The sequence below is a fragment of the Trinickia sp. Y13 genome (assembly GCF_029522115.1).
Classification (GTDB): domain Bacteria; phylum Pseudomonadota; class Gammaproteobacteria; order Burkholderiales; family Burkholderiaceae; genus Trinickia.
This window is the reverse complement of sequence record NZ_JAKWFK010000004.1, coordinates 429144-456130: the sequence shown is the minus strand read 5'-3', so window position 1 is coordinate 456130 and position 26987 is coordinate 429144. Positions and strand designations below refer to the sequence as shown.

General features: G+C 61.9%; 23 protein-coding genes, 1 pseudogene and 1 riboswitch. Of the genes and pseudogenes, 20 read left to right on the top strand and 4 right to left on the bottom strand.

Annotated features, from left to right (window positions below; all coding sequences use genetic code 11):
* Positions 1-23 precede the first annotated feature (23 nt).
* Positions 24-1028: an alpha/beta hydrolase gene (locus tag MMB74_RS10610; protein ID WP_277428578.1), complete on the bottom strand. Its 1005-nt coding sequence runs from the start codon at positions 1026-1028 to the stop codon at positions 24-26.
* Positions 1029-1195: 167 nt separating this feature from the next.
* Here MMB74_RS10610 and MMB74_RS10605 point away from each other — a divergent pair, with 167 nt between their 5' ends.
* From MMB74_RS10605 to atzF, 9 genes and pseudogenes are all read left to right on the top strand, one after another.
* Entirely contained in the window at positions 1196-2047 is an 852-nt protein-coding gene (locus tag MMB74_RS10605) for a LysR family transcriptional regulator (RefSeq protein WP_277428577.1), read from the top strand.
* Positions 2048-2106: 59 nt separating this feature from the next.
* Positions 2107-2328 (top strand): annotated as a pseudogene (locus MMB74_RS10600) (Rid family hydrolase); the annotation flags it as partial.
* 218 nt (positions 2329-2546) lie between these two features.
* Positions 2547-2646: riboswitch (guanidine-I (ykkC/yxkD leader) on the top strand.
* A gap of 57 nt (positions 2647-2703) precedes the next feature.
* A complete protein-coding gene (locus tag MMB74_RS10595; protein ID WP_277428635.1) occupies positions 2704-3774 on the top strand; it encodes a putative urea ABC transporter substrate-binding protein in 1071 nt (356 codons plus the stop codon).
* Positions 3775-3808: 34 nt separating this feature from the next.
* Positions 3809-4624 (top strand): ABC transporter permease subunit, encoded by an 816-nt coding sequence (locus tag MMB74_RS10590; protein WP_277428576.1) that lies wholly within the window; start codon positions 3809-3811, stop codon positions 4622-4624.
* Positions 4621-5412, top strand: coding sequence for an ABC transporter ATP-binding protein (locus tag MMB74_RS10585; RefSeq protein WP_277428575.1), 792 nt, complete (start codon positions 4621-4623; stop codon positions 5410-5412). Before MMB74_RS10590 ends, MMB74_RS10585 begins: the two co-directional genes overlap by 4 nt.
* A 16-nt stretch (positions 5413-5428) precedes the next feature.
* A complete protein-coding gene (locus tag MMB74_RS10580) occupies positions 5429-6133 on the top strand; it encodes an urea amidolyase associated protein UAAP1 (RefSeq protein WP_277428574.1) in 705 nt (234 codons plus the stop codon).
* Between the two features lie 15 nt (positions 6134-6148).
* Positions 6149-6790: an urea amidolyase associated protein UAAP2 gene (locus MMB74_RS10575; RefSeq protein ID WP_277428573.1), complete on the top strand. Its 642-nt coding sequence runs from the start codon at positions 6149-6151 to the stop codon at positions 6788-6790.
* Between the two features lie 152 nt (positions 6791-6942).
* Complete coding sequence (gene uca / locus MMB74_RS10570) at positions 6943-10542, top strand: urea carboxylase (protein WP_277428572.1); 3600 nt, start codon at positions 6943-6945, stop codon at positions 10540-10542.
* Between the two features lie 19 nt (positions 10543-10561).
* Positions 10562-12361, top strand: a complete 1800-nt coding sequence (gene atzF, locus MMB74_RS10565; protein WP_277428571.1) for an allophanate hydrolase — start codon at positions 10562-10564, stop codon at positions 12359-12361.
* A 19-nt stretch (positions 12362-12380) separates the two neighbouring features.
* Here the strand turns inward: atzF and MMB74_RS10560 are convergent, their stop codons facing one another.
* The 3 genes from MMB74_RS10560 to MMB74_RS10550 form a co-directional block, all read right to left on the bottom strand.
* Positions 12381-13925, bottom strand: coding sequence for a methyl-accepting chemotaxis protein (locus tag MMB74_RS10560; protein ID WP_277428570.1), 1545 nt, complete (start codon positions 13923-13925; stop codon positions 12381-12383).
* Between the two features lie 935 nt (positions 13926-14860).
* Positions 14861-15637 carry a GntR family transcriptional regulator gene (locus MMB74_RS10555; protein WP_277428569.1) on the bottom strand — a complete coding sequence of 259 codons (777 nt, stop codon included), beginning with the start codon at positions 15635-15637 and terminating at the stop codon, positions 14861-14863.
* Positions 15634-17331: a sigma-54-dependent Fis family transcriptional regulator gene (locus MMB74_RS10550; RefSeq protein WP_277428568.1), complete on the bottom strand. Its 1698-nt coding sequence runs from the start codon at positions 17329-17331 to the stop codon at positions 15634-15636. Before MMB74_RS10550 ends, MMB74_RS10555 begins: the two co-directional genes overlap by 4 nt.
* A gap of 298 nt (positions 17332-17629) precedes the next feature.
* On the opposite strand from MMB74_RS10550, the gene MMB74_RS10545 reads away from it, so the two are divergent.
* The 11 genes from MMB74_RS10545 (at position 17630) to MMB74_RS10495 (ending at position 26968) form a co-directional block, all read left to right on the top strand.
* The gene (locus MMB74_RS10545) at positions 17630-17872 is read left to right on the top strand and encodes a phenol hydroxylase subunit (protein ID WP_277428567.1); all 243 of its coding nucleotides are present in this window, start codon (positions 17630-17632) and stop codon (positions 17870-17872) included.
* On the top strand, positions 17869-18864 hold the full coding sequence (locus tag MMB74_RS10540; RefSeq protein ID WP_277428566.1) for an aromatic/alkene monooxygenase hydroxylase subunit beta: 996 nt from the start codon (positions 17869-17871) through the stop codon (positions 18862-18864). The genes MMB74_RS10545 and MMB74_RS10540 overlap by 4 nt, the downstream gene beginning before the upstream one ends.
* A 30-nt stretch (positions 18865-18894) precedes the next feature.
* Positions 18895-19164, top strand: coding sequence for an MmoB/DmpM family protein (locus MMB74_RS10535; RefSeq protein ID WP_277428565.1), 270 nt, complete (start codon positions 18895-18897; stop codon positions 19162-19164).
* Positions 19165-19198: 34 nt separating this feature from the next.
* A complete protein-coding gene (locus MMB74_RS10530) occupies positions 19199-20746 on the top strand; it encodes an aromatic/alkene/methane monooxygenase hydroxylase/oxygenase subunit alpha (protein WP_277428564.1) in 1548 nt (515 codons plus the stop codon).
* A 15-nt stretch (positions 20747-20761) separates the two neighbouring features.
* The gene (locus MMB74_RS10525) at positions 20762-21118 is read left to right on the top strand and encodes a phenol hydroxylase subunit P4 (protein ID WP_277428563.1); all 357 of its coding nucleotides are present in this window, start codon (positions 20762-20764) and stop codon (positions 21116-21118) included.
* Between the two features lie 83 nt (positions 21119-21201).
* A complete protein-coding gene (locus tag MMB74_RS10520; protein WP_277428562.1) occupies positions 21202-22269 on the top strand; it encodes a 2Fe-2S iron-sulfur cluster binding domain-containing protein in 1068 nt (355 codons plus the stop codon).
* A 1-nt stretch (position 22270) separates the two neighbouring features.
* On the top strand, positions 22271-22621 hold the full coding sequence (locus MMB74_RS10515; RefSeq protein WP_277428561.1) for a 2Fe-2S iron-sulfur cluster-binding protein: 351 nt from the start codon (positions 22271-22273) through the stop codon (positions 22619-22621).
* 27 nt (positions 22622-22648) lie between these two features.
* A complete protein-coding gene (locus MMB74_RS10510; protein ID WP_277428560.1) occupies positions 22649-23593 on the top strand; it encodes a catechol 2,3-dioxygenase in 945 nt (314 codons plus the stop codon).
* 95 nt (positions 23594-23688) lie between these two features.
* On the top strand, positions 23689-25200 hold the full coding sequence (locus tag MMB74_RS10505; protein WP_277428559.1) for a 2-hydroxymuconic semialdehyde dehydrogenase: 1512 nt from the start codon (positions 23689-23691) through the stop codon (positions 25198-25200).
* Between the two features lie 34 nt (positions 25201-25234).
* Positions 25235-26017 carry a 2-oxopent-4-enoate hydratase gene (dmpE, locus tag MMB74_RS10500; protein WP_277428558.1) on the top strand — a complete coding sequence of 261 codons (783 nt, stop codon included), beginning with the start codon at positions 25235-25237 and terminating at the stop codon, positions 26015-26017.
* A 27-nt stretch (positions 26018-26044) separates the two neighbouring features.
* The gene (locus MMB74_RS10495; protein WP_277428557.1) at positions 26045-26968 is read left to right on the top strand and encodes an acetaldehyde dehydrogenase (acetylating); all 924 of its coding nucleotides are present in this window, start codon (positions 26045-26047) and stop codon (positions 26966-26968) included.
* Positions 26969-26987 lie beyond the last annotated feature (19 nt).

Genomic DNA, 26987 nt, shown 5'->3' with positions numbered 1-26987 from the left:
TCCACCCGTTTTTTTCGGGATTGTCATCGCGCCTGGTTTGGCGCTTCGGTGTGTTCGATGAGCCAGTTCAACACCGGTGCCAGCGCATCATCGGAGTTCTTCTCGTAGATGAGCCCATGGCCGTTGCCGAACACGCCATGGTCGGGAAGATGCAGCAGTTCAGCCTCGCTGCCTGCCGCCTTGAGTTGCTCGATCGCGGGTCGACTAGCGGCAGCGAAAGCGGAAGCCTCGGCCGTTACGGCGACGATCGGCAAACCGGCGAGCGCAGGCAGCCGATGCGCGCCGGGCGCAGCCGCGCGCAGTTCGTCAGGCGACGCGACGGGCGGCTCCCAGCTCAGCGGCGCCGCCGCGAGGCCCCAGGTCAGCGAGCCGATATTGGGAATCTCGGCAAACGGAGGGCCCATCGGCTCGACCGCGACGATCGCTTTCACGAGTTTTGGCCGACGATCAGCCACCAACCAGCCGACCGGCCCCGACGCCGAGTGCGTCAGCAGGATCGCCGGGCCGATTCGGTCCAACAGCTTCGCGATCCTGTCCGCCTCCATGTCCTCGGAAAACGCAAGGTCAGCGGGCAGCGGCCCATAGCCCGCGATGAACTCGTCCATTGCAGCTTCGTCATCCCGGGCAAAGGGCCATTGAGTGTGCCGAGCTTCGTATTCGGCCGGGAAGTAGATATGGCGGCCGTGTTCATAGGAAAACGCCGGACCCATCGGCCCCATCGTCTCGACGTGAAAGGGTGAGCGTCCTTGCCCCGGGCGGTCGGCGACGAGAACCGCATAGCCCGCTTCCACCAAGCGTTGCGCCCAGCCCGGCCGACCATCCGGCGTGTCGAACCACTCGGTGCCCTGATAGCCGCCGCCGTGAAGAAGCACGATCGGCCAAGGGCGAGTCACCTGCTCGGGCGCTTCCCACTCGACAAAGAGCGGGCCGCATTGGTAGGTCTCGCCGTTTCGTTGAATACGATCGCCGGAAATCCACATGTGTCCGCGACGCACGGTGCGGGGGGCTGCATTTTTCCAGAAGGCCATGGCCCTTCTCCTGTCTTAAATGTGAGTAACCTGCGGAGTGCGCGGCGCACGAGCCGTGCATCGTGAGGGCCTTGCGACATGCGACGGAGCGAAGTCTCGCAAATTCATTTTCGTTCGACAATTCACTATAATGCACACCGTCCGTTCATTTTTGTGGGTGCGTGGATATGGAGTGGGGCGATGTCAGGATCTTCCTCGCGGTCGCGCGCACCGGGACGCTCGGCGCCGCCGCACGCGGGCTGCAGCTCAGTCATCCCACCATCGGCCGACGGCTTCGCGCACTCGAAGAAGCCACAGGGCAGGTGCTGTTTCAACGAACCGTGGACGGTTTCGTTTTGACCGAGGAAGGCACCGCTATCCTGCCGCTCGCCGAGCAGATGGAAGAAAGTGCGTTGACGATGGAGCGCCGGCTGACCGGCGAGCAACAGAAGCTGGAAGGAACGCTCAAATTGTCGTCGGCCGATTGGTTTGGCGCCTATGTGTTGCCACCCGTGATCGCCGAATATTCGAGCGCGTATCCGCTCGTTGAAATCGAGGTCCTGACCGGAACACGCTTGTTTAATCTCGCCCAGCGTGAAGCCGACGTCGCCTTCCGCATTGTTCCGTTCAACGTGCCCGACATCGTGCAAAGACGGCTGACTCGGATGCGCTACGGCGTCTACGTATCCGCCACGAGTGCGGACCCGGTGGAAGGGGACGGCACTGGGCACCGCTTGATCGCGATGGACACGTCGACCGGCAGCTTTCCGGATATCGACTGGTTAAAACATCGCTTCCCCAACTCGAGTGTCGTATTGCAGTCGAACAACCGCAATGTCCAGGCGCAGATGTGCGGGCGAGGTTTGGGCATTGCCGTATTGCCGCGACCTGTCGGAGATCAGCTGGGCGCCATTCGCCGGCTCGATCTGAGAGACGAGCCGCCAAGCCGTGAGATCTGGATGGGCTACCACCGCGATCTCAGGCGGCTGCATCGGCTGCGCGCGTTTGTGGACGTCGCGGTTAAACATTTAGCGGATTAGTCGAGGGGCGCGATGGGCGCGCCGGTACACCTGCGCGACTAACTTCTGTTTTTCGATACCTGAATGCGATCCTGCACGAGGCCGGGTGCGCGTTCGGCGATGTGATGGATGCCACGGTGTTCATGGCGGATCCGCAAGCGACATTCGAGCGCGTCTGGCAGGTCGTGCCAGAGTTTTGGGGCGACGCGCCGCATCCGATGCTCACCGCGGTCGGGCTGACCTGGCTTGATGGCTTCGACTTTGAGATCAAGGTCGCTGCGAAGCTTCTGTTCAGTGATTGACTTCCATGCGCGTCGCCTCGTGGCGTTGCCGGACGCCAAGGACCGCCACGCCCATGCACCGATAAAGAGTCAAGGTGTCACTTTAAAGTGCACATCACCCAAAGCGGAGCAAGAAAAACGTCGTGCACACCGCTGATCAAGCCTCTTTTCCGTTGGCACGCTTCTCGCTTAATCGATGCACAAGGGACCGGCGCGTCACCGGTTTAACACACAATCTGGAAATGGACGGCTAGGGTTCCGGCCTGCTTCATGCAGGCGCTGGTCCGAGAGCTGTCGACCTCAGGCGAGGTTACACGGCGGGACAAAAGCCCGGGAGAGAACGCGATGTTTGCGCTGCTCCCTTCCGTCGCTAACCGTCCTTCCGAGGTCAACCTCATGCGCAAGTTCGTTCGCCTTCTCGGTATCGCCGCCGTCTCTCTCGCCGCTCTTACTTCCACGTCCTCGTTTGCCGCGGGTCGCACCGACTTCAAGGTGTGCTGGACGATCTACGCGGGCTGGATGCCTTGGGGCGAGGCGAAAACGCAAGGCATTGTTTCGAAGTGGGCCAAGAAATACGGTATCAACATCGATGTCGTGCAACTGAACGACTACGTTGAATCCATCAACCAGTACACCGCCGGCAAGTTCGACGGTTGCGCGATGACCAACATGGACGCGCTGACCATCCCCGCCTCGGGCGGCGTGGATTCGACCGCGCTCATCGTCAGCGACTATTCGAACGGCAACGACGGCGTGCTCATGAAGGGCAAGGGCAAGCGGATTGCCGACCTGAAGGGCCAGCAGGTCAATCTGGTGCAATTCTCCGTCTCGCATTATCTGCTCGCGCGCGCCCTCGAAAGCGCGCACATGAGCGAACGCGACCTGAAAGTCGTGAACACGTCGGATGCCGACATCTCCGGTGCGTTCGCGACGCCCGTCGTCCGCAACGTGGTGACGTGGAATCCGATGCTCGCCGACCTAAAGGCACAGCCGAACGTCTCCGAGGTCTTCGATTCGAGCAAAATCCCCGGCGAAATCATGGACATGATGGTCGTCAACACGAAGACCTTGCAGGAGAACCCGGCGCTCGGCAAGGCGCTCACGGGCGCTTGGTTCGAGATGGTGGCGTTGATGCACGCCAACAATGCTGGCAGCACCGCTGCGCTTACTGCCATGGCGAAGGCGTCGGGCACCGATCTCGCGGGTTTCAAGGGCCAACTGTCCACCACTGCGCTGTTCTATACGCCGATGGCCGCGCTCGATTTCGTTACCAACCCCGACATGCCGAAGATCATGATGCGCGTGGCGAAGTTCTCGTTCGATCACGGTCTGCTAGGGCAAGACGCGAAGAGCGCGGACGCGGTCGGCATGGCGTTCGACAAGGGCGTCGTGATCGGCAACAAGGGCAACGTCAAGCTGCGCTTCGATCCGACCTACGTGCAAATGGCGGCCGACGGCAAGCTCTGACCCGAACACCCCGCATTCGAAGAGGGACGCATCCATGCGATTCATCAATCGACACCCCAGCCGAAGCGGCGGTCTGATGCTGCTGTTGCTGCCGTTCATCATGTTGATGGCGGTCTATTTCACCGGGTCGTCGATGCGGCTCGCGGTCAATCCCGATGACAAACTGCTGCCGAGCGCCGCGCAAATGGTCGATGCCGTCAAGGAAATGGCATTCAACGAGGACAAGCGCACGGGCGAGTATCTGCTCTGGGACGATACCGTGTCGAGCTTGAGGCGACTCGGCATCGGCCTCGTCGTCAGTGCCGCGATCGCCTTGGTAGCGGCCATCGCAACAGGCGCTTTTCCAATGGCGAGCGCAACGTTTTCACCGTTCATTACGGTGTTTTCGATGATTCCGCCGCTCGCGGTGCTGCCCATCCTCTTCATCGTGTTCGGGCTCGACGAGTTGTCGAAAGTGGTGCTCATCGTGGTCGGCATTACGCCGATGATCATCCGCGATCTGCACGCGCGCATCCGCGAGATACCTACGGAGTTGTGGGTCAAGGCGCAGACCCTTGGCGCGACGAGTTGGACCTTGGTCCTACGCTTGGTGTTGCCGCAAGTGCTGCCGCGCTTGCTGGTCGCGATGCGTCTCTCGCTCGGCGCGGCGTGGCTGTTTCTGATCGCGGCGGAAGCGATCGCTTCGACGGACGGCCTCGGCTACCGCATTTTTCTGATGCGCCGCTATCTTGCGATGGATGTCATCTTGCCTTACGTCGCGTGGATCACGCTGCTCGCGTGGCTCGCCGACGAACTGCTACGGCGCCTCACGCAATGGTCGTTCCCCTGGTATGGCGGGGGCGCGCGATGATCGAAGTTCGCAACGTCTGGAAGGAATACGGGGACCAGGTCGTGCTCGAACGATTGAACCTGCGGATAGAAGAGGGCGAGTTCTGTTCGATGGTCGGTGCGTCGGGGTGCGGCAAGTCCACCTTTCTGCGGCTGTTGCTCGGCCAAGAACACGCGACGCGCGGCGAGATTCTGCTCGACGGCGAACGCTTGCCGCGCGAACCCGATGCACATCGCGGTGTGGTGTTTCAGCGCTATTCCGTATTCGACCATCTGAGCGTGCTTAGCAATGTAACGCTGGGGCTCGAATTGCCGCGAGCGAGGTTGATGGGGCGTCTGTTCGGTGCACGGCGGCGTGCGGCGCGTGACGAAGCCGTAGCAATGCTCGAACGTGTTGGCCTCGGCGCCGCGTTGGACAAGTATCCGCAGCAACTGTCGGGCGGCATGCAGCAGCGTCTCGCGATTGCCCAGGCGCTCATGATGAAGCCGCGCGTATTGCTGCTCGATGAGCCGTTCGGCGCGCTCGATCCCGGCATCCGCAAGGATATGCACGACTTGCTGCTGGACCTGTGGCGCGAATCGAAACTGACGATCTTCATGGTCACGCATGACCTAAAAGAAGGCTTCACGCTCGGCAGCCGTGTCCTGGTATTCGACAAGGTCCGTGTCGATCCTCAGGCGCCCGGCGCTTATGGCGCGCGCATTACCTACAACATTGCGCTGGACCACAGTCGCGACTCCGCGTCGTCCGTCCATAAGGCTCGAGCCACGGTGGAAGGCGCGTCGCGTGTCGCAGCGGTCTCAGCTTAACGGGAGTCCTCACAACATGGATTTTCTACTCGAAGAGACCGTCCCCGGCGGCGGCCACGCATCGCTGATCGTCAAGCGCGGTCAGTCGTTGCGCATCATGGATTTGCGCGGCGGCGCGAACGTCAGCTTGATGTTGATCAACGCCAGCGAGAAGAGCGAACGGCTCAATCTCCCGGACACCCTGAAGTGCCAACACACGGCGAAATTGACCGCGGGTCATTGTCTTTATTCCGATATGGGCCGCGTGCTTGCCGCGATCGTCGCGGACACTTGCGGTTGGCACGACGCCATCGGCGGTGTGTCCAATGCCGACGAAGTGCATGAGCGGTACGGCACGGGACGCTATCAGGAGCTGCGCAATGCGTTCTATCGCAATGGCACCGACAACCTGCTTGTCGAAATGGGCAAGTGGGGGCTGGGCATCTCGGACCTTCTGATGACGCTCAATTTGTTTAGCCGTGTCGATGTCACCGACGCCGGGGCCTTGAGTTTCGTGCCCGGCAATTCGAAGGCCGGCGATTACGTCGACCTGTATGCGCCGATGAACACGCTCGTCGTGCTCACAGCGATCCAGCATCCGCTCGATCCGAATCCGCATTACGAACCCAAGCCGGTCAGGCTTGCGTTGAGTCGCGCGGAGCGCAGCGTAGCCGAGCTTTGCCGAACCTCATGTGAGGAAAATGTGCGCGGCTTTATCAACACGGACCGCTTTTTCCTTTGAGTGGAGCCTGACACCATGACAACGACGCTTACAGTCAGCGACAAATGCCCCGAACACGCGGTCTATCGCGAGACGCTCGCGGCTGGCGAGCCGTGGCTTCACGAACTGAAAGCCGGGCAGACGCTGCGCATTCTCGATCTGGAAGGCAATCAGGCGGTCGATACGCTGTTCTACGGGCTCGCGAATCCGCGTGAGCGTTTCGACCCGCAACGAACGCTGCGTCGGCAGCAAAGCCTCTATTTGACGACGGGCACCGTGCTGTATTCGAACCTCGGCAATCCGATGCTGACGATCGTTGCCGATACCTGCGGCCGCCACGACACGCTCGGCGGCGCCTGTGCGCAGGAGAGCAACACGGTGCGCTATGCGCTCGAAAAGCGGTACATGCATAGCTGCCGCGACAACTACCTGCGCGCTTGCGCGCGCGACGGACGTTTGTCGAAGCAGGATATCGGCGCGAACATCAACTTCTTCATGAACGTGCCGGTGACGTCGGAAGGCGGTCTGACATTCGAAGACGGCATCTCGGCCCCGGGCAAGTATGTCGAATTGCGCGCGGAAATGGATGTGATCGTGCTGATCTCCAACTGCCCGCAGTTGAACAATCCGTGCAATGCCTATAACCCGACGCCCGCGGAACTGCTGATTTGGAACTGAAGCGTTTTCGCAGGTTCGCATCCGGAGGATGCGTCACCCGCACGCGTGTACAACCGATGCACGCGAATCGCTGAGACGTTCCCTGCCGCGGACGACCGCGGCATGCAATGCCTACGTGGCGGGACGGCCCGCCCATGAATTAGTCCCCTCTCATGTTCGAGAAAATCCTGATAGCCAACCGCGGCGCCATTGCGTGCCGCATCCTCAGAACGCTGCGCGAACTCGATGTAACAGGCGTGGCCGTCTATGCGGAAGCGGATCGTGCGAGCCGTCATGTGAGCGAGGCGCCTATCGCGTGCGGTCTTGGCGATGGCCCGGCCTCAGCCACCTACCTCGACACGGAAAAGCTCCTCGCGATCGCCCGCCGCGAAAACGTACAGGCCATCCATCCGGGCTACGGATTTCTGTCGGAGAACGCAGCGTTCGGCGAAGCGTGCGAAGCCGCAGGCATCGCATTCATCGGACCGACGCCGGGCCAATTGCGGGCGTTTGGTCCGAAGCACACGGCCCGCGAGATTGCGGCGCGCGAAGGTGTGCCGATGCTCAATGGCACGGGCTTGCTCAACGGCCTGGCCGATGCACTAACCGCAGCGGCGGCAATCGGCTATCCCGTGATGCTCAAGAGCACGGCGGGGGGCGGCGGTATCGGCATGCGGGTGTGCTGGAGCGTCGAGGAGTTGAGTGCGCATTTCGAGGTGGTGAAGCGGCTCGGCCAGAACAACTTCAGCGATGCGGGCGTGTTCCTCGAAAAGTACATCGAGCGAGCGCGGCACTTGGAAGTGCAGGTGTTCGGCGACGGCCGCGGCGACGCGATCGCCCTCGGCGTGCGTGACTGTTCGGTGCAGCGGCGCAACCAGAAAGTGCTCGAAGAAACGCCAGCGCCCAATCTGCCGGACGGCGTCTCGGCTGCATTGTGCGGTGCGGCCGTGAAGCTCGCGAAAGCGGTCGGTTATCGCTCGGCCGGCACGGTCGAATTCGTCTATGACAGCGCTACGCAACAGTTTTACTTCCTCGAGGTGAATACGCGCCTGCAGGTCGAGCATGGCGTGACTGAGCAGGTATGGGGTGTCGATCTGGTGCGTTGGATGATCGAACTGGCGGCGGGCGCGCTCGCGCCGTTGCAGGAACTCGCGGCGGGGTTGAAACCCCGGGGGCATGCGATTCAAGCGCGTCTCTACGCCGAAGACCCCGGCCGCGATTTCAAGCCGAGCCCGGGCTTGCTGACCGACGTCGCGCTTCCGTGCGCCGACGGCCGCGCGCTGCGCATCGATACGTGGATCGATGCGGGCTGCGAAGTGCCGCCCTATTTCGATCCGATGCTGGCAAAGATGATTGCGTGGTCGCCAACGCGCGACGCGGCGCGCCACGCGCTCACCGACGCGTTGCGCAGCACGCGCATCTATGGCGTGGAGACGAACCGCGACTATCTGCGGCAGATCCTCGACGACCACCCGTTCGCGTCGGGCAACCCGTGGACGCGCTGCCTTGAGGCGCTCGAGTATCGAGCGAGCACGGTCGAAGTCGTCCGCGGCGGCACGCAAACGACCGTGCAGGATTATCCGGGTCGCCTCGGTTATTGGGCGGTCGGCATTCCGCCGTCCGGCCCGATGGACGACCGTGCGCTGCGGCTCGGCAATCGGCTTCTCGGCAACGACGCCGACGCAGCCGCGCTCGAAATTACGATGAGTGGTCCGACGTTGCGTTTCAACGCGGACGCCGTCGTCGCCGTGACGGGCGCGAATCTGCCGGTGCTGCTCGACGGTATCGAACAGCCGTTGAACACGACGCTCCTCGTTGCCGCGGGTTCGACGCTCGAGCTCGGCACGATTCGCGGCGTGGGCGCGCGCGCCTACCTGTGCGTGCGCGGCGGCTTCGATGTCGCGGTGTATCTCGGCAGCCGCAGCACCTTCACGCTCGGCCAGTTCGGCGGGCATGGCGGGCGAGCGCTTCGTGCGGGCGATGTGCTGCATCTTCATCCGTTGCAGGATGAGCGTGCGGGCGCGGTGCTGCCCGACATTCCCGTGCTGGAAGCCGTGCGCACGTTGCGTGTCATCTACGGTCCGCACGGCGCGCCGGAGTACTTCAGCCCGCGTTATATCGAACAGTTTTTCGACACCGAATGGGAGGTCCATTTCAACTCGAGCCGCACCGGTGTGCGTCTGATCGGACCGGCGCCCGAGTGGTCGCGCGAGGACGGCGGTGAGGCGGGGCTGCATCCTTCGAACATTCACGACAACCCGTATGCGGTCGGTGCCGTCGATTTCACCGGCGATATGCCCGTGATTCTCGGACCCGACGGTCCGAGCCTTGGCGGCTTCGTCTGTCCGGTAACGATCATCGAGGCGGATCTATGGCAAGTCGGCCAGTTGAAGGCCGGCGACAAGGTGCGGTTCGTGCCGGTGCGGATCGACGAAGCACGCGGGGCCGCACGCCAGCGCCTAAGTGAATTGCGGACGCTCGAGTTCGAGGAGGAACCGGCATTCACCAAGGTCGCGGCGCGTACGTCGCCTATCGTCCTCGATATCGGGGAGGATCGTGAGCGGCTGGTTGCACGCGTTTCCGGCGACACGCATCTGCTACTCGAAATCGGTCCGACCGAGCTCGATCTCGTGTTGCGCTTCCGGGGCCATGCGCTGATGCAGTCGCTCGAAACGATGGGGCTGCCCGGCGTGATCGATCTGACGCCCGGCATCCGCTCGCTGCAGATTCACTATCAGCCTGAAAGCCTGCCGCTGTCGACGTTGCTCGCGATCGTCGAGCGCGCGTGGCAGGGCGTTTTGTTGCAGAAGGATTTGCGGGTGCCGTCGCGGATCGTGCATTTGCCGTTGTCGTGGGACGATCCCGCGTGCCGGCTTGCGATCGACAAATACATGACGACAGTGCGCAAGGACGCACCGTGGTGTCCAAGCAATCTCGAGTTTATCCGCCGCATCAACGGCCTCGATTCAATCGATGCCGTCAAACAGATCGTCTTCGACGCCAGCTACCTTGTGATGGGGCTCGGCGACGTGTATCTCGGTGCGCCGGTCGCGACGCCGCTCGATCCGCGGCACCGGCTCGTGACGACCAAATACAACCCGGCGCGCACGTGGACGGCGGAGAATTCGGTCGGCATCGGCGGCGCGTATCTATGCGTGTATGGGATGGAAGGGCCGGGCGGCTATCAGTTCGTTGGACGCACGTTGCAGATGTGGAACCGCTATCGCGACGTCGCGGATTTCGCGGGGCGGCCGTATCTATTGCGCTTCTTCGACCAAATCCGCTTCTATGAAGTTTCGGCCGACGAATTGCTGCGTATCCGTGCGGACTTCCCGCTCGGCCGTTATCCGTTGAAGATCGATGAGACCGAGTTGTCGCTGGCCGACTATCAAACGTTTCTCGAGCGCGAATCCGGCGGCATCCAGCAGTTCCGCGCGTGCCAGCAAGCCGCGTTTCAGGCCGAGCGCGAGCGCTGGCGCGAAGCTGGAGCGGCGCAGGAGGCTTTCGACGTGGCGGTCGTTGAGCGTGCGGAATCAGCACCGCTGCAAGACGGTGAGATTGCGGTGGAGAGCGAGATTGCCGGCAGCCTCTGGCAGGTGCGGGTATCGCCCGGCGATAGGGTCGAGGCAGGCGACACGCTGCTCATCATCGAGTCGATGAAGATGGAAATTTCCGTGTATGCACCGTGTGAGGGGACGATCGGGGACATTCATGTCACGCCCGGTTCGCCGGTGCGCGCGGGGCAAAGGGTTGCTGTCATCAAACGTGTTTGATTATCCCAGGACAACGCTTATGTCTTCACTCGATCTGCGCCTGTCCACGCTGCGGGCCGCTTACCGTGCCGGGACGCTCACGCCGCGCAAGCTGATCTGCGGCCTGTTGGCGAAAGCCGCCGCGCTCAATCCCGAGTTTCATCTGTTCATCCATCTTTTGACCGAAGCCGAAGTCGCGCCGTATCTGGGCTGGCTGGAAGCGCGGGATATCGAAGCATTGCCCCTGTACGGTATTCCTTTCGCGATCAAGGACAATATCGATTTGGCCGGTGTTCCGACCACGGCCGGCTGCCCCCGCTTCGCCTATATGCCCGCCGATTCCGCGACACTCGTCCAGCAGTTGATCGCGCTAGGCGCCGTGCCGCTTGGCAAGGCGAATCTCGATCAGTTCGCGACTGGTTTGAACGGCACGCGCTCTCCGTACGGCAAGTGTCGTAACAGTGTGCATCCCGACTATCCTTCGGGCGGTTCAAGCGCGGGGTCGGCGCTGGCCGTCGCGCTGGGCGTCGCGAGCTTCGCGCTAGGCACTGACACCGCAGGCTCGGGCCGCGTGCCGGCGGGACTGAACAATCTCGTCGGACTCAAGCCGAGCAAGGGGCTGCTGTCGACCGCCGGTGTCGTGCCAGCCTGCCGGACGCTCGATTGCATGACGTACTTTACGGCTTCCGCGCGCGAAGCCAGCGAACTGCTCGCACTCACCGCCCAAGCCGATCGTCGCGACGCCTATAGCCGCACGAACCCGCAATGGAACGATGCACGCGCGTTCGGCAAGCTCGGTAGATTCCGATTCGGTGTTCCGTTGCAGCTCGAATTTGCTGGCTGTACCGAAAGTCCCGCGTTGTTTGCGAAGGCTCGCGCGACGCTCGAAGCGGCGGGCGGCGAGGCGGTCGAAATCGACTTCGCGCCATTCGTCGAAGCGGCGAGCCTGCTCTACGAAGGACCATGGGTTGCGGAGCGCTACAGTGTCGCCGGTGAGTTGTTGGAAGCGGACCGGGAGGCTGTGTTGCCGGTTATTCGCGACGTGCTGGCGAAGGCGCCTGGCGCCACCGCCGTCGAACTCTTTCGTGCGCAATATCGCTTGCAGGCATTGAAGGCGATCTGCGATGCGGTGCTTGAACCGCTCGACTTCGTTCTGACGCCGACGTATCCGCGGCCCGTTACCCTCGCGGAGCTTGAACGCGATCCCATCGGGCCGAACTCGTTGCTCGGCTACTACACGAACTTCATGAACCTGCTCGACTATGCCGCCGTCGCGACGCCGACTGCGTTCATGGCGAATGGTCTGCCGTGGGGCGTCACCGTGTTCAGCCGAGCATTCACGGATCAGTATCTCCTGAGCGTGGCGGACACGTTGCAACGGATGAGTGGTATCCGATGCGTCGGTGGCGGAACACCCGATGCGAACGATGGGCGCCTGGCAAACAACGATCGCGTAAAGGTCGCAGTGTGTGGCGCGCATATGCAAGGTTTGCCGCTCAATCGTGACTTGATTTGCCGTGGCGCACGCCTGGTCGAAGCTACCCAGACTGCGCCGCGTTATCGGTTGTCTGCGCTGGCAGCCACGCCGGATAACACCTGGCGGCCCGGCCTGCGGCGAGTGCCGGACGGCGGCGCGGCGATTGCGATCGAGGTCTGGGAAATGCCGAGCCTCGAATTGGGTTCGTTCCTCGCGACCATTCCTTCTCCGCTTGCGCTAGGGAAGATCGAGCTGTCAAATGGCGAGTGGGTTACGGGGTTCGTGTGCGAATCGTATGGGCTGGAGTCCGGGACCGACATCACGGCGTTTGGCGGTTGGCGAGCATGGCTCGCCCACGCGTAGGATCAGCCTAACCCCTGCGCTAGCAGGACACACGGTCGCCGGCGAGCTTGAATGCAGAAACAGCGGACTTAAGCTTGACCGCCTGCTCTTCGAGCGACTGCGCAGCGGCGGCGGCCTGCTCGACGAGTGCCGCGTTTTGCTGTGTCACCTCATCCATCTGACCGATGGATCGGTTGACTTGCTCGATGCCGCGGCTTTGTTCCTCGGATGCCGCGGCGATTTCGGCGACAATGTCCGACACTTGCTTGATCGCATACATCACCTGCCCCATCGTTTCGCCCACCTCGCCCGCTCGGTGCGCGCCATCTTGGATCGTCGCGACAGACGAGTTGATCAGTTCCTTGATCTCTTTTGCCGCAGCGGCCGAGCGCTGCGCCAAGCTGCGCACCTCGCTCGCCACGACGGCAAAGCCTCGTCCCTGCTCGCCTGCGCGTGCCGCTTCCACCGCCGCGTTCAACGCAAGGATGTTGGTCTGAAACGCGATGCCTTCGATGGTGCCTGTGATCTCGGAAATCTTGCTCGAACTTCCGCTGATTTCTCCGATCGTCCGCACCATACCTTGCACCGCATCGTTGCCGGCGGCGGATATGTCGGTGGCCCGCAAAGCCAGGGCGCTGGCCTGATGCGCGTTGTCCGCGTTCTGCTTGACTGTTTCGGTTAATCGAACCATGCTCGCTGCCGTTTCCTCCAGCGACGCGGCTTGCTCCTCGGTGCGAGCCGAGAGATCGGAGTTACCTGCCGATATTTGACTGGCGGCAGTCGTGACACTTTCGGTGCCCGACCGCACTTCGGCCGCGATGCGTGTAAGACTGTCGCGCATCGTTTGCATCGTCGATATCAGGCTGTGCGAATCTTCCGGCGCGGCACCGATCTTTACCGTCAAATCCCCGGCCGCGATCCGACTGGCGACGCTCGTTGCCAAAGCCGGTTCGCCGCCAAGTTGCGTGCGAAGGCGACGGGCAATGAAACGGGAAATTGCGACGCTGGAGGCCAGTGCTACAAAGAAGATCACGAGGAGTGTCCAGCTTCCCACCTGTGTGCGCTCCCGGGCTTCGGCTTCCACGGCCTTGGAATCCTTCGTCGCGAGTTCGACCACCTGATCGATCGCCTTCCGGTGAATTTCGTATTGCCGGGAGATGCGAGACAACGCGTCGAGCGCGCCGGCCTTGTCTCCGCGCTGCAGAGCGGGAATGAAGTCGGTGAATACGATCTGATAAAACGCAAGCGCTGCAGGGTGCGCCTTGTCCATGAGGGCATTGCGAGTGTCAGGATTCAGGCGTTGCCCGGCCCAGTATCGATGCCGATCGTCGTAATCCGCCTTGAGCGCTTTAAGCTGATCGATCAGGCGCGACTGGTCCGCCGATTCCGCGCCGACAAGCTGAAAGCATGTGAGGTACGACTCGATCACGTACTCCGGCGGAGGAAGAATATCCGATACCAGATCCTTGTTTTGGACGATCTTGTCGTAGAGCGGCCCGTTCACGCGCAGTTCCTTGATGACGAACAGCGAGCACAGGCCGTACAGCAGGAAACAGCTTGCGAAGCTCACCATCAGCAGAATCATCTGGGCTCTGAATGAAAGCTGCGCGCCAATATTCGATTTCACGTTGATTCCTCAGTTTAACCAAGTCGAACGTATTTTGAAAGGAGTCATCGAGACGGCGTGATCGTCCCGTTGGTTACCAACTGCCATCGGTCCAGCGCTATCAATCGGGTAAACGGCATCTTTCCCTAATTCTTAAAGGAGTATTTGAAGTAGGGGTTTCCCCAGTGCCATTAAGTTAACAAGGTTTTAGAAATAACCTCACTCGCTGATATATTGGCACTCAGGCTGGCGGAAGAATGATTCGACGAGATCGGGCAGTTTCTGAATGCGCCGTAACGCACCGAAGAGCCGTGAGTACCTACGTTCCACGTCTCGGCGCGAAGCGCGATCTGCTCAGGGAAGCTTGTGCTGGGGGCACATGCCGCGTCATTTGATTACGGAAGACCTGGCGGAGGGAACACTTGCCGAACTCCACGAGGCCGCTACCGGGTGTTCGCGGCATTGGGTGAACTCGAAGTGATAGTCCATCCCGGAACGTCCGAGCATCACCCCATCGAATCCCTCATGATCCTGGAATCGTGCCAGCACGACCAGGTTGAGGGCCGCGCAATACATGCTTTCAGACCGGGAAATATCGCTGACAGGCCTGGCGATTCTGAGCTGTGCTTGCATCCATTAATTATGTTGGTCGTTGGTTTAGTTTTTTTTAACATCTAATTGGCGAGGATATGTCGAACCAGGTAAATCGTCGACAATACGTGATGTATGCGAAGGAGCCGTATAGCACGATTAGTCGTGCGATGCACATCCACCCGACCGTCTCCGAACTCGTGCCGACGCTGTTGCAGGACTTGCGGCTTGTGGGATAGGGGGCGCCTCGCCGTCGCAGGTATGGTGCGCAGACATGCTTCCGAAACGAGAGGCCTCTCGCTATTTACCTATTCGACGCCCCTTCACGCAAACGGTAGCGCTCCGGGCGCAGCCCTTTTGACCGTTGCCAGCGTCGTGCCGATGTGGTCCTCGAGCGCCAGTGCGGCACGCGCATCGGCCCGCTGCATCGCGGCGTCGAAAATGCAGGCATGCTCCGCGTGAACGTCACGCCGGCTATCTTCAAGTCCGATGCACAAGCGCCGATAGCGCTCGCCGTGCTGCGACAAGATGCGCAAAATCAAGTAAGTCCACGGTGACGCAGCGGCCGAGATCAGCGCTTCGTGAAATCGCTTGTTGTGCGCTTCCCAGATCGCCCGATTTGCGATCGACACCGGTTGCTCGACGGCGGACAGCAACTCGAAGCTGCGGCGCACGCGTTGCTCCCAGGCTTGGTCGCCGCGCCGCACCGATTCGCGAAGCACATCCACCTCGATGTGAATGCGCAAACGCGTGATGTCTTCGAGGTCGGCGAGCGACATCGGCGTCACGCGAAATCCGCGTTGCCCCTCGGCGACGACAAGCGCGTCGCTGACGAGCCGAGTCAACGCCTCGCGCAACGTACCCGCTCCGACGCGATATAAGTCTTTCAGGTGTTCCACGCGTAGCTTCGTGCCGGGCGGGTAGCGTCCGTCGATGATGTGCTGACGCAATTCGTGATACGCCTGCTCGCCGAGCGTGCGCACTTGGTCGCTCGGTTCAGTGGCGACCGTGGCGAGAACCAATGCTTCGTCCGGCTGCGCGGTGTCGCCTCCCGCAGAGGCTGCGGTGCGTGGAAGATGGACCAGGTCCGGGTGCCTCATGATTGATCGCCTCTCCTGTGTTGATCCCGACTGAGCCGATAGCTCAATTGCGGCCGCGTGAGGCCGAGCATCCGAGCGGCCGCCGACAAATTTCCGCTTGCCTTGCTCACCGCCTCGCGCAATAGCGCACGCTCGAGTCCGTCGAGCCCTTCGCCGCTCGTCTGCAACTGTCCCAGCAGCGCCTCGCAGTCGAACGACGCCGGGCCGCCTTCGGTAATCTGCCCTTGCTGGTCGACGCCCGCGCCGATGGGCAGCCCCATGCCCGGAAAGAGCTCCCGCGCTTCGACCGGCCGATTCGGCTTCGACAAAATGACCGCGCGCTCGATGAGATTCTCCAGTTCCCGCACGTTGCCGGGCCACGCGTATCGGCGCAGCGCGTCACGAGCGTGATCGCTCAACGTGGGCGGCGGCTTGCCATGCATGCGCGCGAAGCGCTCCAACATCGCGTGCGCCAGCGGCTCGATGTCGTCGCGGCGCTCGCGCAGCGCGGGGATAGCGACCGGGTAGACGTTGATACGATAGAACAAGTCGGCGCGAAACCGGCCTTCCTGCACGGCACGGCTCAGATCCTGATTGGTGGCGGCGACGAGGCGCACATCGACCTTGCGTGATTGCGTCGCGCCAAGGCGCTCGACTTCCCCTTCTTGAATCACACGCAACAGTTTGGCCTGCAACTCCATCGGCAATTCGCCGATTTCATCGAGGAACAGCGTTCCGCCGTCGGCGCGCTCGAATCGGCCCGCACGCGGCGCTTGAGACCCGGTATACGCGCCTTTTTCGGCCCCAAACAATTCCGACTCGATCAACGCGTGCGGGATCGCGGCGCAATTCACGGCGACGAAGGCTTTCTCGGCGCGAGGGCTCAACGCATGCAGCGCACGCGCGAAACGCTCTTTGCCGACGCCCGTTTCGCCTGTCAGCAATACCGTCACCTTGGTAGGCGCCGCCGTCCTCAGCAACTCATAGGCGGTCCTGAACGCTTCCGAACGGCCGATGAGGTCGGTGCGATCGGCATCGGGCATCACCTCTTGACGTAGCGACTCCACCTCGGTCTGCAGGTTTTCGATCGTGCTGAGCAGCGACTCCGGCTTGAACCATGCAGCCAATTCGTCCGCGTCGGGCCATTGCTCGAGCGGTTTACCGACGATGCGGCAATGCGTATCGCCCTTGCCCATGCAGGCCGTTTCCTTGAACAAGATCGTTCGGCCCATGAACGCGCTCGTGTACCCCGATGCATAGCCGATCAACATCCAGCAGACGGGCTCGGCCTGCAGGCCGTAGTTGTGTTTGTGTGCCTCGGCCTCCCACGAGTGTTCCCAATCGTATTCGCCGTCGAATTCGCCGGTTTCGGGATCGGCATCGAAGCGCAGCGGTGTGACGCGAACCGCGCCCTCGAGCATGTGCAGTTGCGGGCCGACGGCGAACATATCGTCGAGCGAAGCATTGCCGCGGATCTCGCGGGCGAGTGCCGCGTCGCGCTCGCCCGCGGCAAAGCCCGCTCGTGTAAAGCATCGACGCGTTTGCGCAGGCCCCACGCTCTCGATCATTTCTTTGCGCAACGCGGCGAGCGCGGCCGTGTGAAGGAGGACCATGCGCTGGCCGGCCAGCCAGATGCGGCCGTCTTCCGCCGAAAAATGGATGAGCCGCCGAAGGTCGGCGTCCGACGGGTACGCGCTGGGTTTCCTAGTGGTCATGCGGCCTGCTCCATCGAGATTTTGCACAAACCTGCCTCTTCGCGCGATGTCGGACGTTGGCTTTACGATTTCATCAAACGCCGCGCCGGGTGTTCATCAAAACATAAAAACGCCCGGGAAATCAGCATTCTGACGAGGCCTTGCTGGGCCCAACAACATCCGGGTTAACCGCGATTTTGCGCCGAAAGCCCCACGCCGGCGTCAGTGCTTTCCCCTAATTTCTCGAGATTTTCGGTCCTGCACGTGACGGATGGCACGCTTGGTGCATTGATGGTCCCGCACGGAGGAGACACCCGCTATGTACAACGATTCGCTACCCACGCAGGACGGGACGGACGTATTCGACCCGACCCGCAAGTTCGTCAAGGTCACCCGCGTCAATTCGCGTGGCTTTGTGGAGTTCGAATTTGCGGTCGGCATTCCCGAACTGTGCGTCGAACTGATGTTGCCGAGCACCGCTTTCGAAGCGTTTTGCCACGCCCAGAACGCCGTGAGACTCGATAAACAAGGCGAACCCATCTTCAGCAGGAGCAAGCAGTGACCATCGATCTGAAAACAGTGGACATCAAGCCGCTGCGCAACACCTTCGCCCACGTCGCCGCGCAAATCGGCGGAGACAAAACGGCAACGCGTTATCAAGAAGGCACGATGGGGGCACAGCCCGCCGCGAACTTCCACTATCGGCCGACCTGGGATCCGCAGCACGAGCTGTTCGATACGGCGCGCACCGCGATCAAGCTGAAAAACTGGTATGCGCTGAAAGACCCGCGCCAGTTCTACTACGCGTCTTGGACCACCACGCGTGCGCGACAGCAGGACACGATGGAAGCGAACTTCGAGTTCGTCGAATCGCGCCGCATGATCGATGCGATGTCGGATGAACTCGTGCATCTAGCGCAGCAAGTGCTGGTGCCCCTGCGTCACGTGGCCTGGGGCGCGAACATGAACAACGCGCAGATCTGCGCGCTCGGCTACGGCACGGCATTCACTGCGCCGGCCATGTTCCACGCGATGGACAACCTGGGCATAGCCCAGTACCTGACGCGGCTCGCGCTCACCATGTCGGGCCCCGACGTACTCGAGCAAGCTAAGCAAGCTTGGATGGAGGCAGCCGCCTGGCAAGCGCTGCGCCGCTATGTCGAAGACACGCTCGTGCTCGCGGATCCGGTCGAACTCTTCGTTGCACAGAACCTCGTCCTCGACGGTTTGCTTTACCCGTTCGTCTACGAGCGCTTCGTGGACGAACGCGTAGCCTTGGCCGGCGGCAGCGCGGTCGCGATGCTCACGGCTTTCATGCCGGAATGGCACGACGAATCCAGCCGCTGGATCGACGCTGTCGTCAAGACGATGGCGAGCGAATCGGAGGACAACAAGGCCCTGCTGACGCATTGGCTGCGTGCCTGGGAAACCCGCGCTGCCGACGCATTGCTGCCGTTGGCGGAGCTTGCGTACCCGGCGAGCGGCCAAGCCGTGCTGGACGAAACGCGTGAGCAATGGCGCCGGCGGATCGAAAAGCTGGGTCTCGTCATTTGATTAGCAGTACTTATCGATCAGGAAAACAGCATGTCCAATGTGTTTATCGCCTTTCAGGCCAACGAGGAGTCCAGGCCGGTTATCGCGGCGATTCTCGCCGACAACCCCGATGCGGTCGCGATCGAATCGCCGGCCATGGTGAAGATCGATGCGCCCGGGCGCTTGACGATCCGTCGCGAAACCATCGAGAACCTCACGGGATCGCGGTTCGATCTCCAGCAGCTACACGTCAATCTGATCACGCTCTCGGGACATATCGACGAGGACGACGACCAACTCACGCTGAGCTGGACGAACTGAAACATTCGAAATCGCACATTACCAGGAGACACGAATGGATACGCCTGTGCTGAAGAAAAAGCTCGGCCTGAAAGAACGCTACGCGGCCATGACCCGCGGGCTGGGTTGGGAGACGACCTATCAACCGATGGACAAAGTGTTCCCGTACGACCGTTACGAGGGCATCAAGATCCACGACTGGGACAAATGGGTCGACCCGTTTCGCCTCACGATGGATGCGTACTGGAAGTACCAGGGCGAAAAAGAGAAAAAGCTTTACGCCGTGATCGACGCATTCACGCAGAACAATGCGTTTCTCGGCGTGACCGATGCGCGTTACATCAACGCGCTAAAGCTCTTCATTCAAGGCGTGACGCCGCTCGAGTATTACGCGCATAGGGGCTTTGCGCATGTGGGCCGGCATTTCACGGGCGAGGGGGCGCGCGTGGCTTGCCAGATGCAATCGATCGACGAGCTGCGCCACTACCAGACCGAAACGCATGCCATGTCGACATACAACAAGTTCTTCAACGGGATGCATCACTCGAACCATTGGTTCGATCGCGTCTGGTACCTGTCCGTGCCGAAGTCGTTTTTCGAAGATGCCTGCACGTCCGGTCCGTTCGAATTCTTGACGGCGGTCAGCTTCTCATTCGAATACGTGCTGACGAACCTGCTGTTCGTGCCGTTCATGTCGGGCGCCGCGTACAACGGCGACATGTCGACGGTCACGTTCGGTTTCTCCGCGCAGTCCGACGAATCGCGCCACATGACGCTCGGCATCGAATGCATCAAGTTCATGCTCGAGCAGGATCCGCAGAACGTCCCGATCGTGCAACGCTGGATCGATAAATGGTTTTGGCGCGGCTACCGGCTGCTCACGCTCGTGGCGATGATGATGGACTACATGCAGCCCAAGCGCGTGATGAGCTGGAAGGAGGCGTGGGAAATGTACGCCGAGCAAAACGGCGGCGCGCTGTTCAAGGATCTCGCCCGCTATGGCATTCGCGAGCCAAAGGGCTGGCAAGACGCGTGCGAAGGCAAGGATCACCTCAGCCATCAAGCATGGGCCACCTTTTATGCGTTCGGCGCCGCAGCCCCGTTCCATACGTGGTTGCCGCACCAGGACGAAATGGGTTGGCTTTCGGCCAAGTACCCGGACAGCTTCGATCGACTCTACCGGCCGCGCCTCGAACATTGGGGCGAACGCGCCGATGCGGACGAGCGCTTCTACGTCAAGACGCTGCCGATGCTGTGCCAGACCTGCCAAATCCCGATGTTCTTCACCGAGCCGGGCGACCCGACGAAGACCTGCGCGCGCGAATCGAGCTATCTCGGCAATCGCTATCACTTTTGCAGCGATCACTGCAAAGAGATCTTCGAGCACGAGCCCGAGAAGTACGTGCAGGCTTGGCTGCCCGTCCATCAGGTTTACCAGGGCAATTGCTTCAAGCCCGATGTGGATCCGTCGCGCGAAGGGTTCGATCCATTGGCGGCGGTGCTCGACTACTACGAGGTGGGGGCGCGCGACACCATGGACTTCGAGGGATCGGAGGATCAGAAGAACTTCGCCGCTTGGCGTGGCCAAGCCACCAGCGTCTAACGAAAGGAGGTTGTCGTGACAGTCATCGCTCTCAAACCGTACAGCTTCCCGCCGCAAGACACGGTGGAGAAGTTTCCAGCACCGCTTTTGTACGTGGGCTGGGAGGAACACTTGATGTTCCCCGCGCCGTTCTGTCTGCCGCTGCCGCCCGATACGCCTTTCGGGGCGTTGGAGGCGCAGATCCTGCCGTCGATCTACGGCGGCCACCCCGATTTTCCGAAGATCGATTGGAGCGCGGTGCAATGGACTCTGAGCGGCAACCCGTTCACGCCCGACCGCGAAAAGTCGCTGGCGGAAAACGGTATCGGGCATAAGACGCTGATCCGTTTCCGCACCCCCGGGCTGAACGGCATCAAGGGTTCTTGCAGCTGATTGATTCACCCCTGCCGTCGAGAGCCGGCTGCCCCTTTGGGCCGGTTCCCGACTGCGATCGTAGCGTGACGTATCGACTCATCATGAGCTATCAACTGACCATCGAACCCTTGGGTGCGACCATCGAAGTCGAGGACGGACAAACCGTCCTCGACGCTGCGCTACGCCAGGGAATCTACATTCCGCACGCCTGCGGACACGGGCTGTGCGGAACCTGCAAGATCGAAGTGCTCGAGGGCGAGGTCGACCTCGGCAACGCCAATCCTTTCGCGCTCATGGATTTCGAACGCGACGAACGTAAGGCGCTCGCGTGCTGCGCGACCCTCGAGGCCGATACGGTGATCGAGGCCGACGTTGATGAAGACGCCGACGCTCAAACTATCCCCGTGAAGGACTTCGAGGCCCAAGTCACGCGCATCGTCGAGCTTACGCCGACGATCAAAGCGATCCACTTGCGTTTGAGCGAGCCGCTCGATTTCCAGGCGGGCCAGTATGTTCAACTGGAGATCCCCGGTATGCAGGAGCGGCGCGCGTTCTCGATCGCGAATTCGCCGGCGGACGTGCGCGCCACGGGCGAGATCGAACTGAACGTACGGCGCGTACCGGGCGGCGCGGGAACGGCCTTCTTGCACGAGGAGCTTGCCGTGGGCGACCGGCTTCGGCTTTCGGGTCCGTACGGACGATTCTTCGTGCGCAAGTCCGCCCATATGCCGATGATTTTCATGGCAGGCGGCTCCGGGCTTTCCAGCCCGCGCTCGATGATTCTCGATCTGCTTCAGAGCGGATGCACCGAGCCGATCACGCTCGTCTATGGGCAGCGCAACGCCGCGGAGCTGTATTACGACGCGGACTTTCGCGAACTGAGCCGGCGCTACGGCAATTTCAGTTATGTGCCTGCGTTGTCCGAAGCCGCGAACGATTCGAGCGCGGGACCGATCGCGCAGGGCTTCGTTCACGAAGCGGCGAAGGCGCACTTCGAGAACGGCTTCGCCGGGCACAAAGCTTATCTGTGCGGACCGCCCGCGATGATCGACGCCTGCATCACGACGCTCATGCAAGGCCGCTTGTTCGAAAGCGACATCTACCACGAGAAGTTCATCTCGGCTGCGGATGCGCAGCAGCTACGCAGTCCGCTTTTCAGGAAGGTGTGACGTGGACGCAATCGATACGAAAGTCGCCGTGACGATCGCGCAAACGGGCGAGCGCTATAGCTGCTCGGGCCAGGAGTCGTTGCTCGCGGGTATGGCCAGGCTCGGGCGCCGCGGGATTCCCATCGGTTGCCTGAACGGCGGCTGCGGGGTCTGCAAGGTGCGCGTGCTGCACGGCGAGGTGCGCAAGCTCGGGCCCGTCAGCCGGGCCCATGTCACCGTGGACGAGGAGCAAGCCGGCTATTCGCTCGCCTGCCGGATCGCGCCATGCGGCGGCGATTTGGCGCTGGAGGTGGCCGGCAAGATGCAGAAACCGTTTTTCAAGGGATTCGCGAGCCGCGCGTCCCACACATAGACAAACCGGAGAAGGAGGAGAGCCATCATGGGTGTAATGCGAATCGGCCATGCAAAGCTGCGGGTCATGGACATGAATGCCGCGCTCAAGCACTACCAGGACGTATTGGGCTTGAAGGAGACGATGCGCGATAGCAGCGGCAACGTCTATCTGAAGTGCTGGGACGAATGGGATAAGTATTCGTTGATTCTGACGGAGGCCGACCAGGCGGGCCTCGATCACGTAGCCTACAAAGTCGAGCACGATGAGGATCTGGAGGCGTTGCGGCAGCGCATCGAGGCCTACGGAATCGAAACGCGCATGCTGCCGGAGGGCACGTTGCCTTCCACGGGCCGCATGCTGGAGTTCAAGCTGCCGAGCGGTCACGTCATGCGCCTTTACGCATACAAGGAACAGGTCGGCACCGATGTGGGTTCGCTGAACCCCGATCCTTGGCCCGACGACGTCAAGGGATCGGCCGTGCATTGGCTCGACCATTGTCTGCTGATGTGCGAATTGAACCCGGAGAAGGGGATCAACCGGGTGGCCGACAACACGCAGTTCATGAAGTCGTGCCTCGATTTCTACTTGTCGGAACAAGTGATGGTCGGCCCTGGCAACAGCATTCAAGCCGCCGCGTGGCTGTTCCGCAGCACGACGCCGCATGACATCGCCTTCGTCGGCGGAGCGACGAATGGTCTGCACCATATCGCGTTCTATCTCGACGATTGGGCCGATGTGTTGAAGTCCGCGGACGTGATGGGCAAGAACCGCGTAAAGATCGACGTCGCCCCGACGCGGCACGGTATTACGCGCGGCACGACGATCTATTTCTTCGATCCGAGCGGCAATCGCAACGAAACGTTCGCCGGGCTCGGCTACCTCGCGCAGCCCGATCGACCCGTGACCACGTGGACGGAGGACGACCTCGGGCGCGGCATCTTCTTCCACTCGGGCGAGATCAACGAGGCGTTCACGACCGTGTACACCTGATTGCGATTGCACCCGAACGGGCGCGCGAACGCCGGCGAGCATTCGCGCGCGCAGCACTCACCCGACACCTATCCGATCACCTCGTTGAAACCGACATGTTGACGACAACCCCATCTGCCGTAACGGACGGCGCGGCCGCCGCGGATCGCGGCGTTCGAGAAATCCGCAATTTCATCGACGGCGAATACGTCGACGGCGTGCGTTGGTTCGATAAGCGCTCGCCGCTCGACGATGCCGTCGTCGCGCGCGTGGCCGAGGCGGGCCGCGAGCAAGTGGACGCTGCCGTGCTTGCCGCGCGCGCAGCGTTGCATGGGCCATGGGGTGCCATGGCGGTGACCGAGCGCGTGCAAATTCTGTATGCGCTGGCCGATGGCATCAACCGCCGCTTCGACGATTTTCTTCAGGCCGAAATTGCCGACACGGGCAAGCCCGCCAGCCTCGCCCGCCATATCGATATCCCCCGCGGCGCGGCCAACTTCAGGATCTTCGCCGACGTGGTGAAGAACGTGCCGACTGAATGCTTCGAGATGGCGACGCCCGACGGCACGGGTGCCCTGAACTACGCGATGCGGCGGCCCGTCGGCGTCGTGGGGGTCGTCTGTCCTTGGAATCTTCCGTTGCTGTTGATGACCTGGAAAGTCGGGCCCGCGCTCGCATGCGGCAACACGGTCGTCGTCAAGCCATCGGAGGAAACGCCGCAAACGGCGGCGCTGCTGGGCGAAGTCATGAACGCCGCGGGTGTGCCGCGCGGCGTCTATAACGTCGTTCATGGTTTCGGGCCGGGCTCCGCCGGAGAATATCTCACGACGCATCCTGGCGTGAACGCGATCACGTTTACGGGCGAAACGCGCACCGGCGCCGCGATCATGAAAGCGGCCGCCGAGGGCGCGCGTCCCGTCAGTCTCGAAATGGGGGGCAAGAATGCGGCCATCGTCTTCGCCGACTGTGATTTCGAGGCGGCGATCGAAGGCACGCTGCGCTCATGCTTTGCCAATTCCGGCCAGGTGTGTCTTGGCACGGAACGCGTGTACGTCGAGCGCCCGATTTTCGATCGGTTCGTGGCCGCGCTCAAGGACGGCGCCGAACGCCTGCGGATCGGGTTGCCGAACGACGAGGCGACCGGCATGGGACCGCTCATCAGCCAGGAGCACAAACGCAAAGTCCTGTCGTATTACGCCAAGGCCGCGCAATTGGGCGCACGCGTCGTGACGGGCGGGGGCGTACCCGAAATGCCGGAGAAGCTCGCACACGGCGCTTGGGTGCAGCCGACGATCTGGACCGGTCTCGACGACGCTTCGCCGATCGCACGCGAGGAAATCTTCGGCCCTTGCACGCTCGTCATGCCGTTCGACACGGAAGAGGAGGTCGTGCGCCGCGCCAACGATAACGACTATGGGCTGGCTACGGCGATATGGACGACGAACCTATCGCGCGCCCATCGCGTGGCGGCAGCGATCGAGGTTGGCATTGCGTGGGTCAACTCGTGGTTCCTACGCGATTTGCGCACGCCGTTCGGCGGGGCGAAGCAGTCGGGCATCGGCAGAGAAGGCGGTGTGCATTCGCTCGAGTTCTACACGGAACTCAAGAACGTATGCGTGAAGCTTTGACTTATTCCATCGATAGCACACATCGGAACAGAACATGGATTCATCACTCATCAACGAACTCGGCGACAGCCTGTACGCCGCGCTCGCGACGCGCGAAACGCTTGCGCCATTGACCGATCTTCATCCGCAGATGTCGATCGAGGACGCGTATCACGTGCAGCAGCGCATGGTGGGACGCCGTCTCGACGCGGGGGAAGTCGTCGTCGGCAAGAAGATCGGCGTCACGTCGAAGGCCGTGATGGACATGCTCGGAGTTTACCAGCCCGACTTCGGCTACTTGCTGTCCGGGATGGTGTACGGCGAAGGCGAGCAGATCGCGCTCGATACGCTGATTCAACCGAAGGCGGAGGGTGAAATCGCCTTCATGCTCAAAAAGGATTTGCTCGGCCCGGGGATCACGAACGCGATGGTGCTGGCGGCGACCGAATGCGTCATGCCTTGCTTCGAGATCGTCGATTCGCGCATTCGCAATTGGCAGATCAAGATCCAAGACACGGTGGCCGACAACGCCTCGTGCGGTGTGTTCGTACTGGGCGACCGCGCCGTACGCCCCCGCGACGTCGACCTGGCCGTCTGCGGAATGGTACTCGAGAAAAACGGCGAGGTGATCGGCACGGGCGCGGGCGCCGCTGCGCTGGGCTCGCCGGTCAACGCCGTCGCGTGGCTTGCCAACACGCTGGGCCGTCTCGGCATTCCCCTCAAAGCCGGCGAGATCGTGCTATCGGGTGCGCTCGCCGCAATGGCGACGATCTCGGCGGGAGACGACTTCCGCGTCTCGATCGGGGGCATCGGTGCCTGCTCGGTGCGCTTTTCCTGATCCCATCGTTTTCACAAGGACATCGTCATGACTCAAAAAATTCGTTGTGCACTGATCGGGCCCGGCAACATCGGCACCGATTTGCTCGCCAAGCTGTTGCGCAGCCCTGTGCTGGAGCCGGTTTGGATGGTCGGCATCGACCCCGAATCCGATGGTCTCAAGCGCGCTCGCGAGCTTGGCATCAAGACCACGGCGGAAGGCGTCGACGGCCTGTTGCCCCACGTCAAAGCCGACAACATCCAGATCGCATTCGATGCGACGAGTGCTTATGTCCATGCCGAGAACAGCCGCAAGCTCGTCGAACTCGGGGTAATGATGATCGATCTCACCCCGGCCGCCATCGGGCCCTATTGCGTCCCTCCGGTGAATTTGCGCGAGCATCTCGGCAAGGGCGAAACGAACGTCAACATGGTGACCTGCGGTGGCCAGGCGACCATCCCGATGGTGTACGCGGTGTCCCGCGTGCAGCCGGTCGATTATGCCGAGATCATTGCCACGGTGTCGTCGCGCTCGGCCGGACCCGGCACGCGCAAGAACATCGACGAATTCACGCGCACGACGTCCGCAGCCGTGGCCAAGGTGGGCGGCGCGAAGCGCGGTAAAGCGATCATCGTCATCAACCCGGCCGATCCGCCGCTGATCATGCGCGATACGGTGCATTGCCTGACCGAAGGCGAGCCAGACCAAGCGCGCATCACGGAGTCGATCCACGCGATGGTGGAGCAAGTGCAGCGCTATGTCCCCGGCTACCGTTTAGTGAACGGTCCTGTGTTCGACGACAAGCGGGTATCGGTCTATCTGGAAGTGGCGGGCCTCGGCGATTACCTGCCGCGATACGCGGGCAACCTCGACATCATGACCGCGGCAGCGGCCCGCACGGCCGAAATGTTCGCCGAACGGTTGCTGGGTATTCAGCCGGAGGCCGCCTCGGCGGAGCGGGAAACCGCCTGACCGGAGCCGATGCGGCCGT

Coding starts and splice junctions, on each gene's coding strand:
- MMB74_RS10610 (WP_277428578.1), bottom strand. CDS start 1,028: ATGGCCTTCTGGAAAAATGCAGCCCCCCGCACCGTGCGTCGCGGACAC.
- MMB74_RS10605 (WP_277428577.1), top strand. CDS start 1,196: ATGGAGTGGGGCGATGTCAGGATCTTCCTCGCGGTCGCGCGCACCGGG.
- MMB74_RS10595 (WP_277428635.1), top strand. CDS start 2,704: ATGCGCAAGTTCGTTCGCCTTCTCGGTATCGCCGCCGTCTCTCTCGCC.
- MMB74_RS10590 (WP_277428576.1), top strand. CDS start 3,809: ATGCGATTCATCAATCGACACCCCAGCCGAAGCGGCGGTCTGATGCTG.
- MMB74_RS10585 (WP_277428575.1), top strand. CDS start 4,621: ATGATCGAAGTTCGCAACGTCTGGAAGGAATACGGGGACCAGGTCGTG.
- MMB74_RS10580 (WP_277428574.1), top strand. CDS start 5,429: ATGGATTTTCTACTCGAAGAGACCGTCCCCGGCGGCGGCCACGCATCG.
- MMB74_RS10575 (WP_277428573.1), top strand. CDS start 6,149: ATGACAACGACGCTTACAGTCAGCGACAAATGCCCCGAACACGCGGTC.
- uca (WP_277428572.1), top strand. CDS start 6,943: ATGTTCGAGAAAATCCTGATAGCCAACCGCGGCGCCATTGCGTGCCGC.
- atzF (WP_277428571.1), top strand. CDS start 10,562: ATGTCTTCACTCGATCTGCGCCTGTCCACGCTGCGGGCCGCTTACCGT.
- MMB74_RS10560 (WP_277428570.1), bottom strand. CDS start 13,925: ATGATTCTGCTGATGGTGAGCTTCGCAAGCTGTTTCCTGCTGTACGGC.
- MMB74_RS10555 (WP_277428569.1), bottom strand. CDS start 15,637: ATGAGGCACCCGGACCTGGTCCATCTTCCACGCACCGCAGCCTCTGCG.
- MMB74_RS10550 (WP_277428568.1), bottom strand. CDS start 17,331: ATGACCACTAGGAAACCCAGCGCGTACCCGTCGGACGCCGACCTTCGG.
- MMB74_RS10545 (WP_277428567.1), top strand. CDS start 17,630: ATGTACAACGATTCGCTACCCACGCAGGACGGGACGGACGTATTCGAC.
- MMB74_RS10535 (WP_277428565.1), top strand. CDS start 18,895: ATGTCCAATGTGTTTATCGCCTTTCAGGCCAACGAGGAGTCCAGGCCG.
- MMB74_RS10530 (WP_277428564.1), top strand. CDS start 19,199: ATGGATACGCCTGTGCTGAAGAAAAAGCTCGGCCTGAAAGAACGCTAC.
- MMB74_RS10520 (WP_277428562.1), top strand. CDS start 21,202: ATGAGCTATCAACTGACCATCGAACCCTTGGGTGCGACCATCGAAGTC.
- MMB74_RS10510 (WP_277428560.1), top strand. CDS start 22,649: ATGGGTGTAATGCGAATCGGCCATGCAAAGCTGCGGGTCATGGACATG.
- MMB74_RS10505 (WP_277428559.1), top strand. CDS start 23,689: ATGTTGACGACAACCCCATCTGCCGTAACGGACGGCGCGGCCGCCGCG.
- dmpE (WP_277428558.1), top strand. CDS start 25,235: ATGGATTCATCACTCATCAACGAACTCGGCGACAGCCTGTACGCCGCG.
- MMB74_RS10495 (WP_277428557.1), top strand. CDS start 26,045: ATGACTCAAAAAATTCGTTGTGCACTGATCGGGCCCGGCAACATCGGC.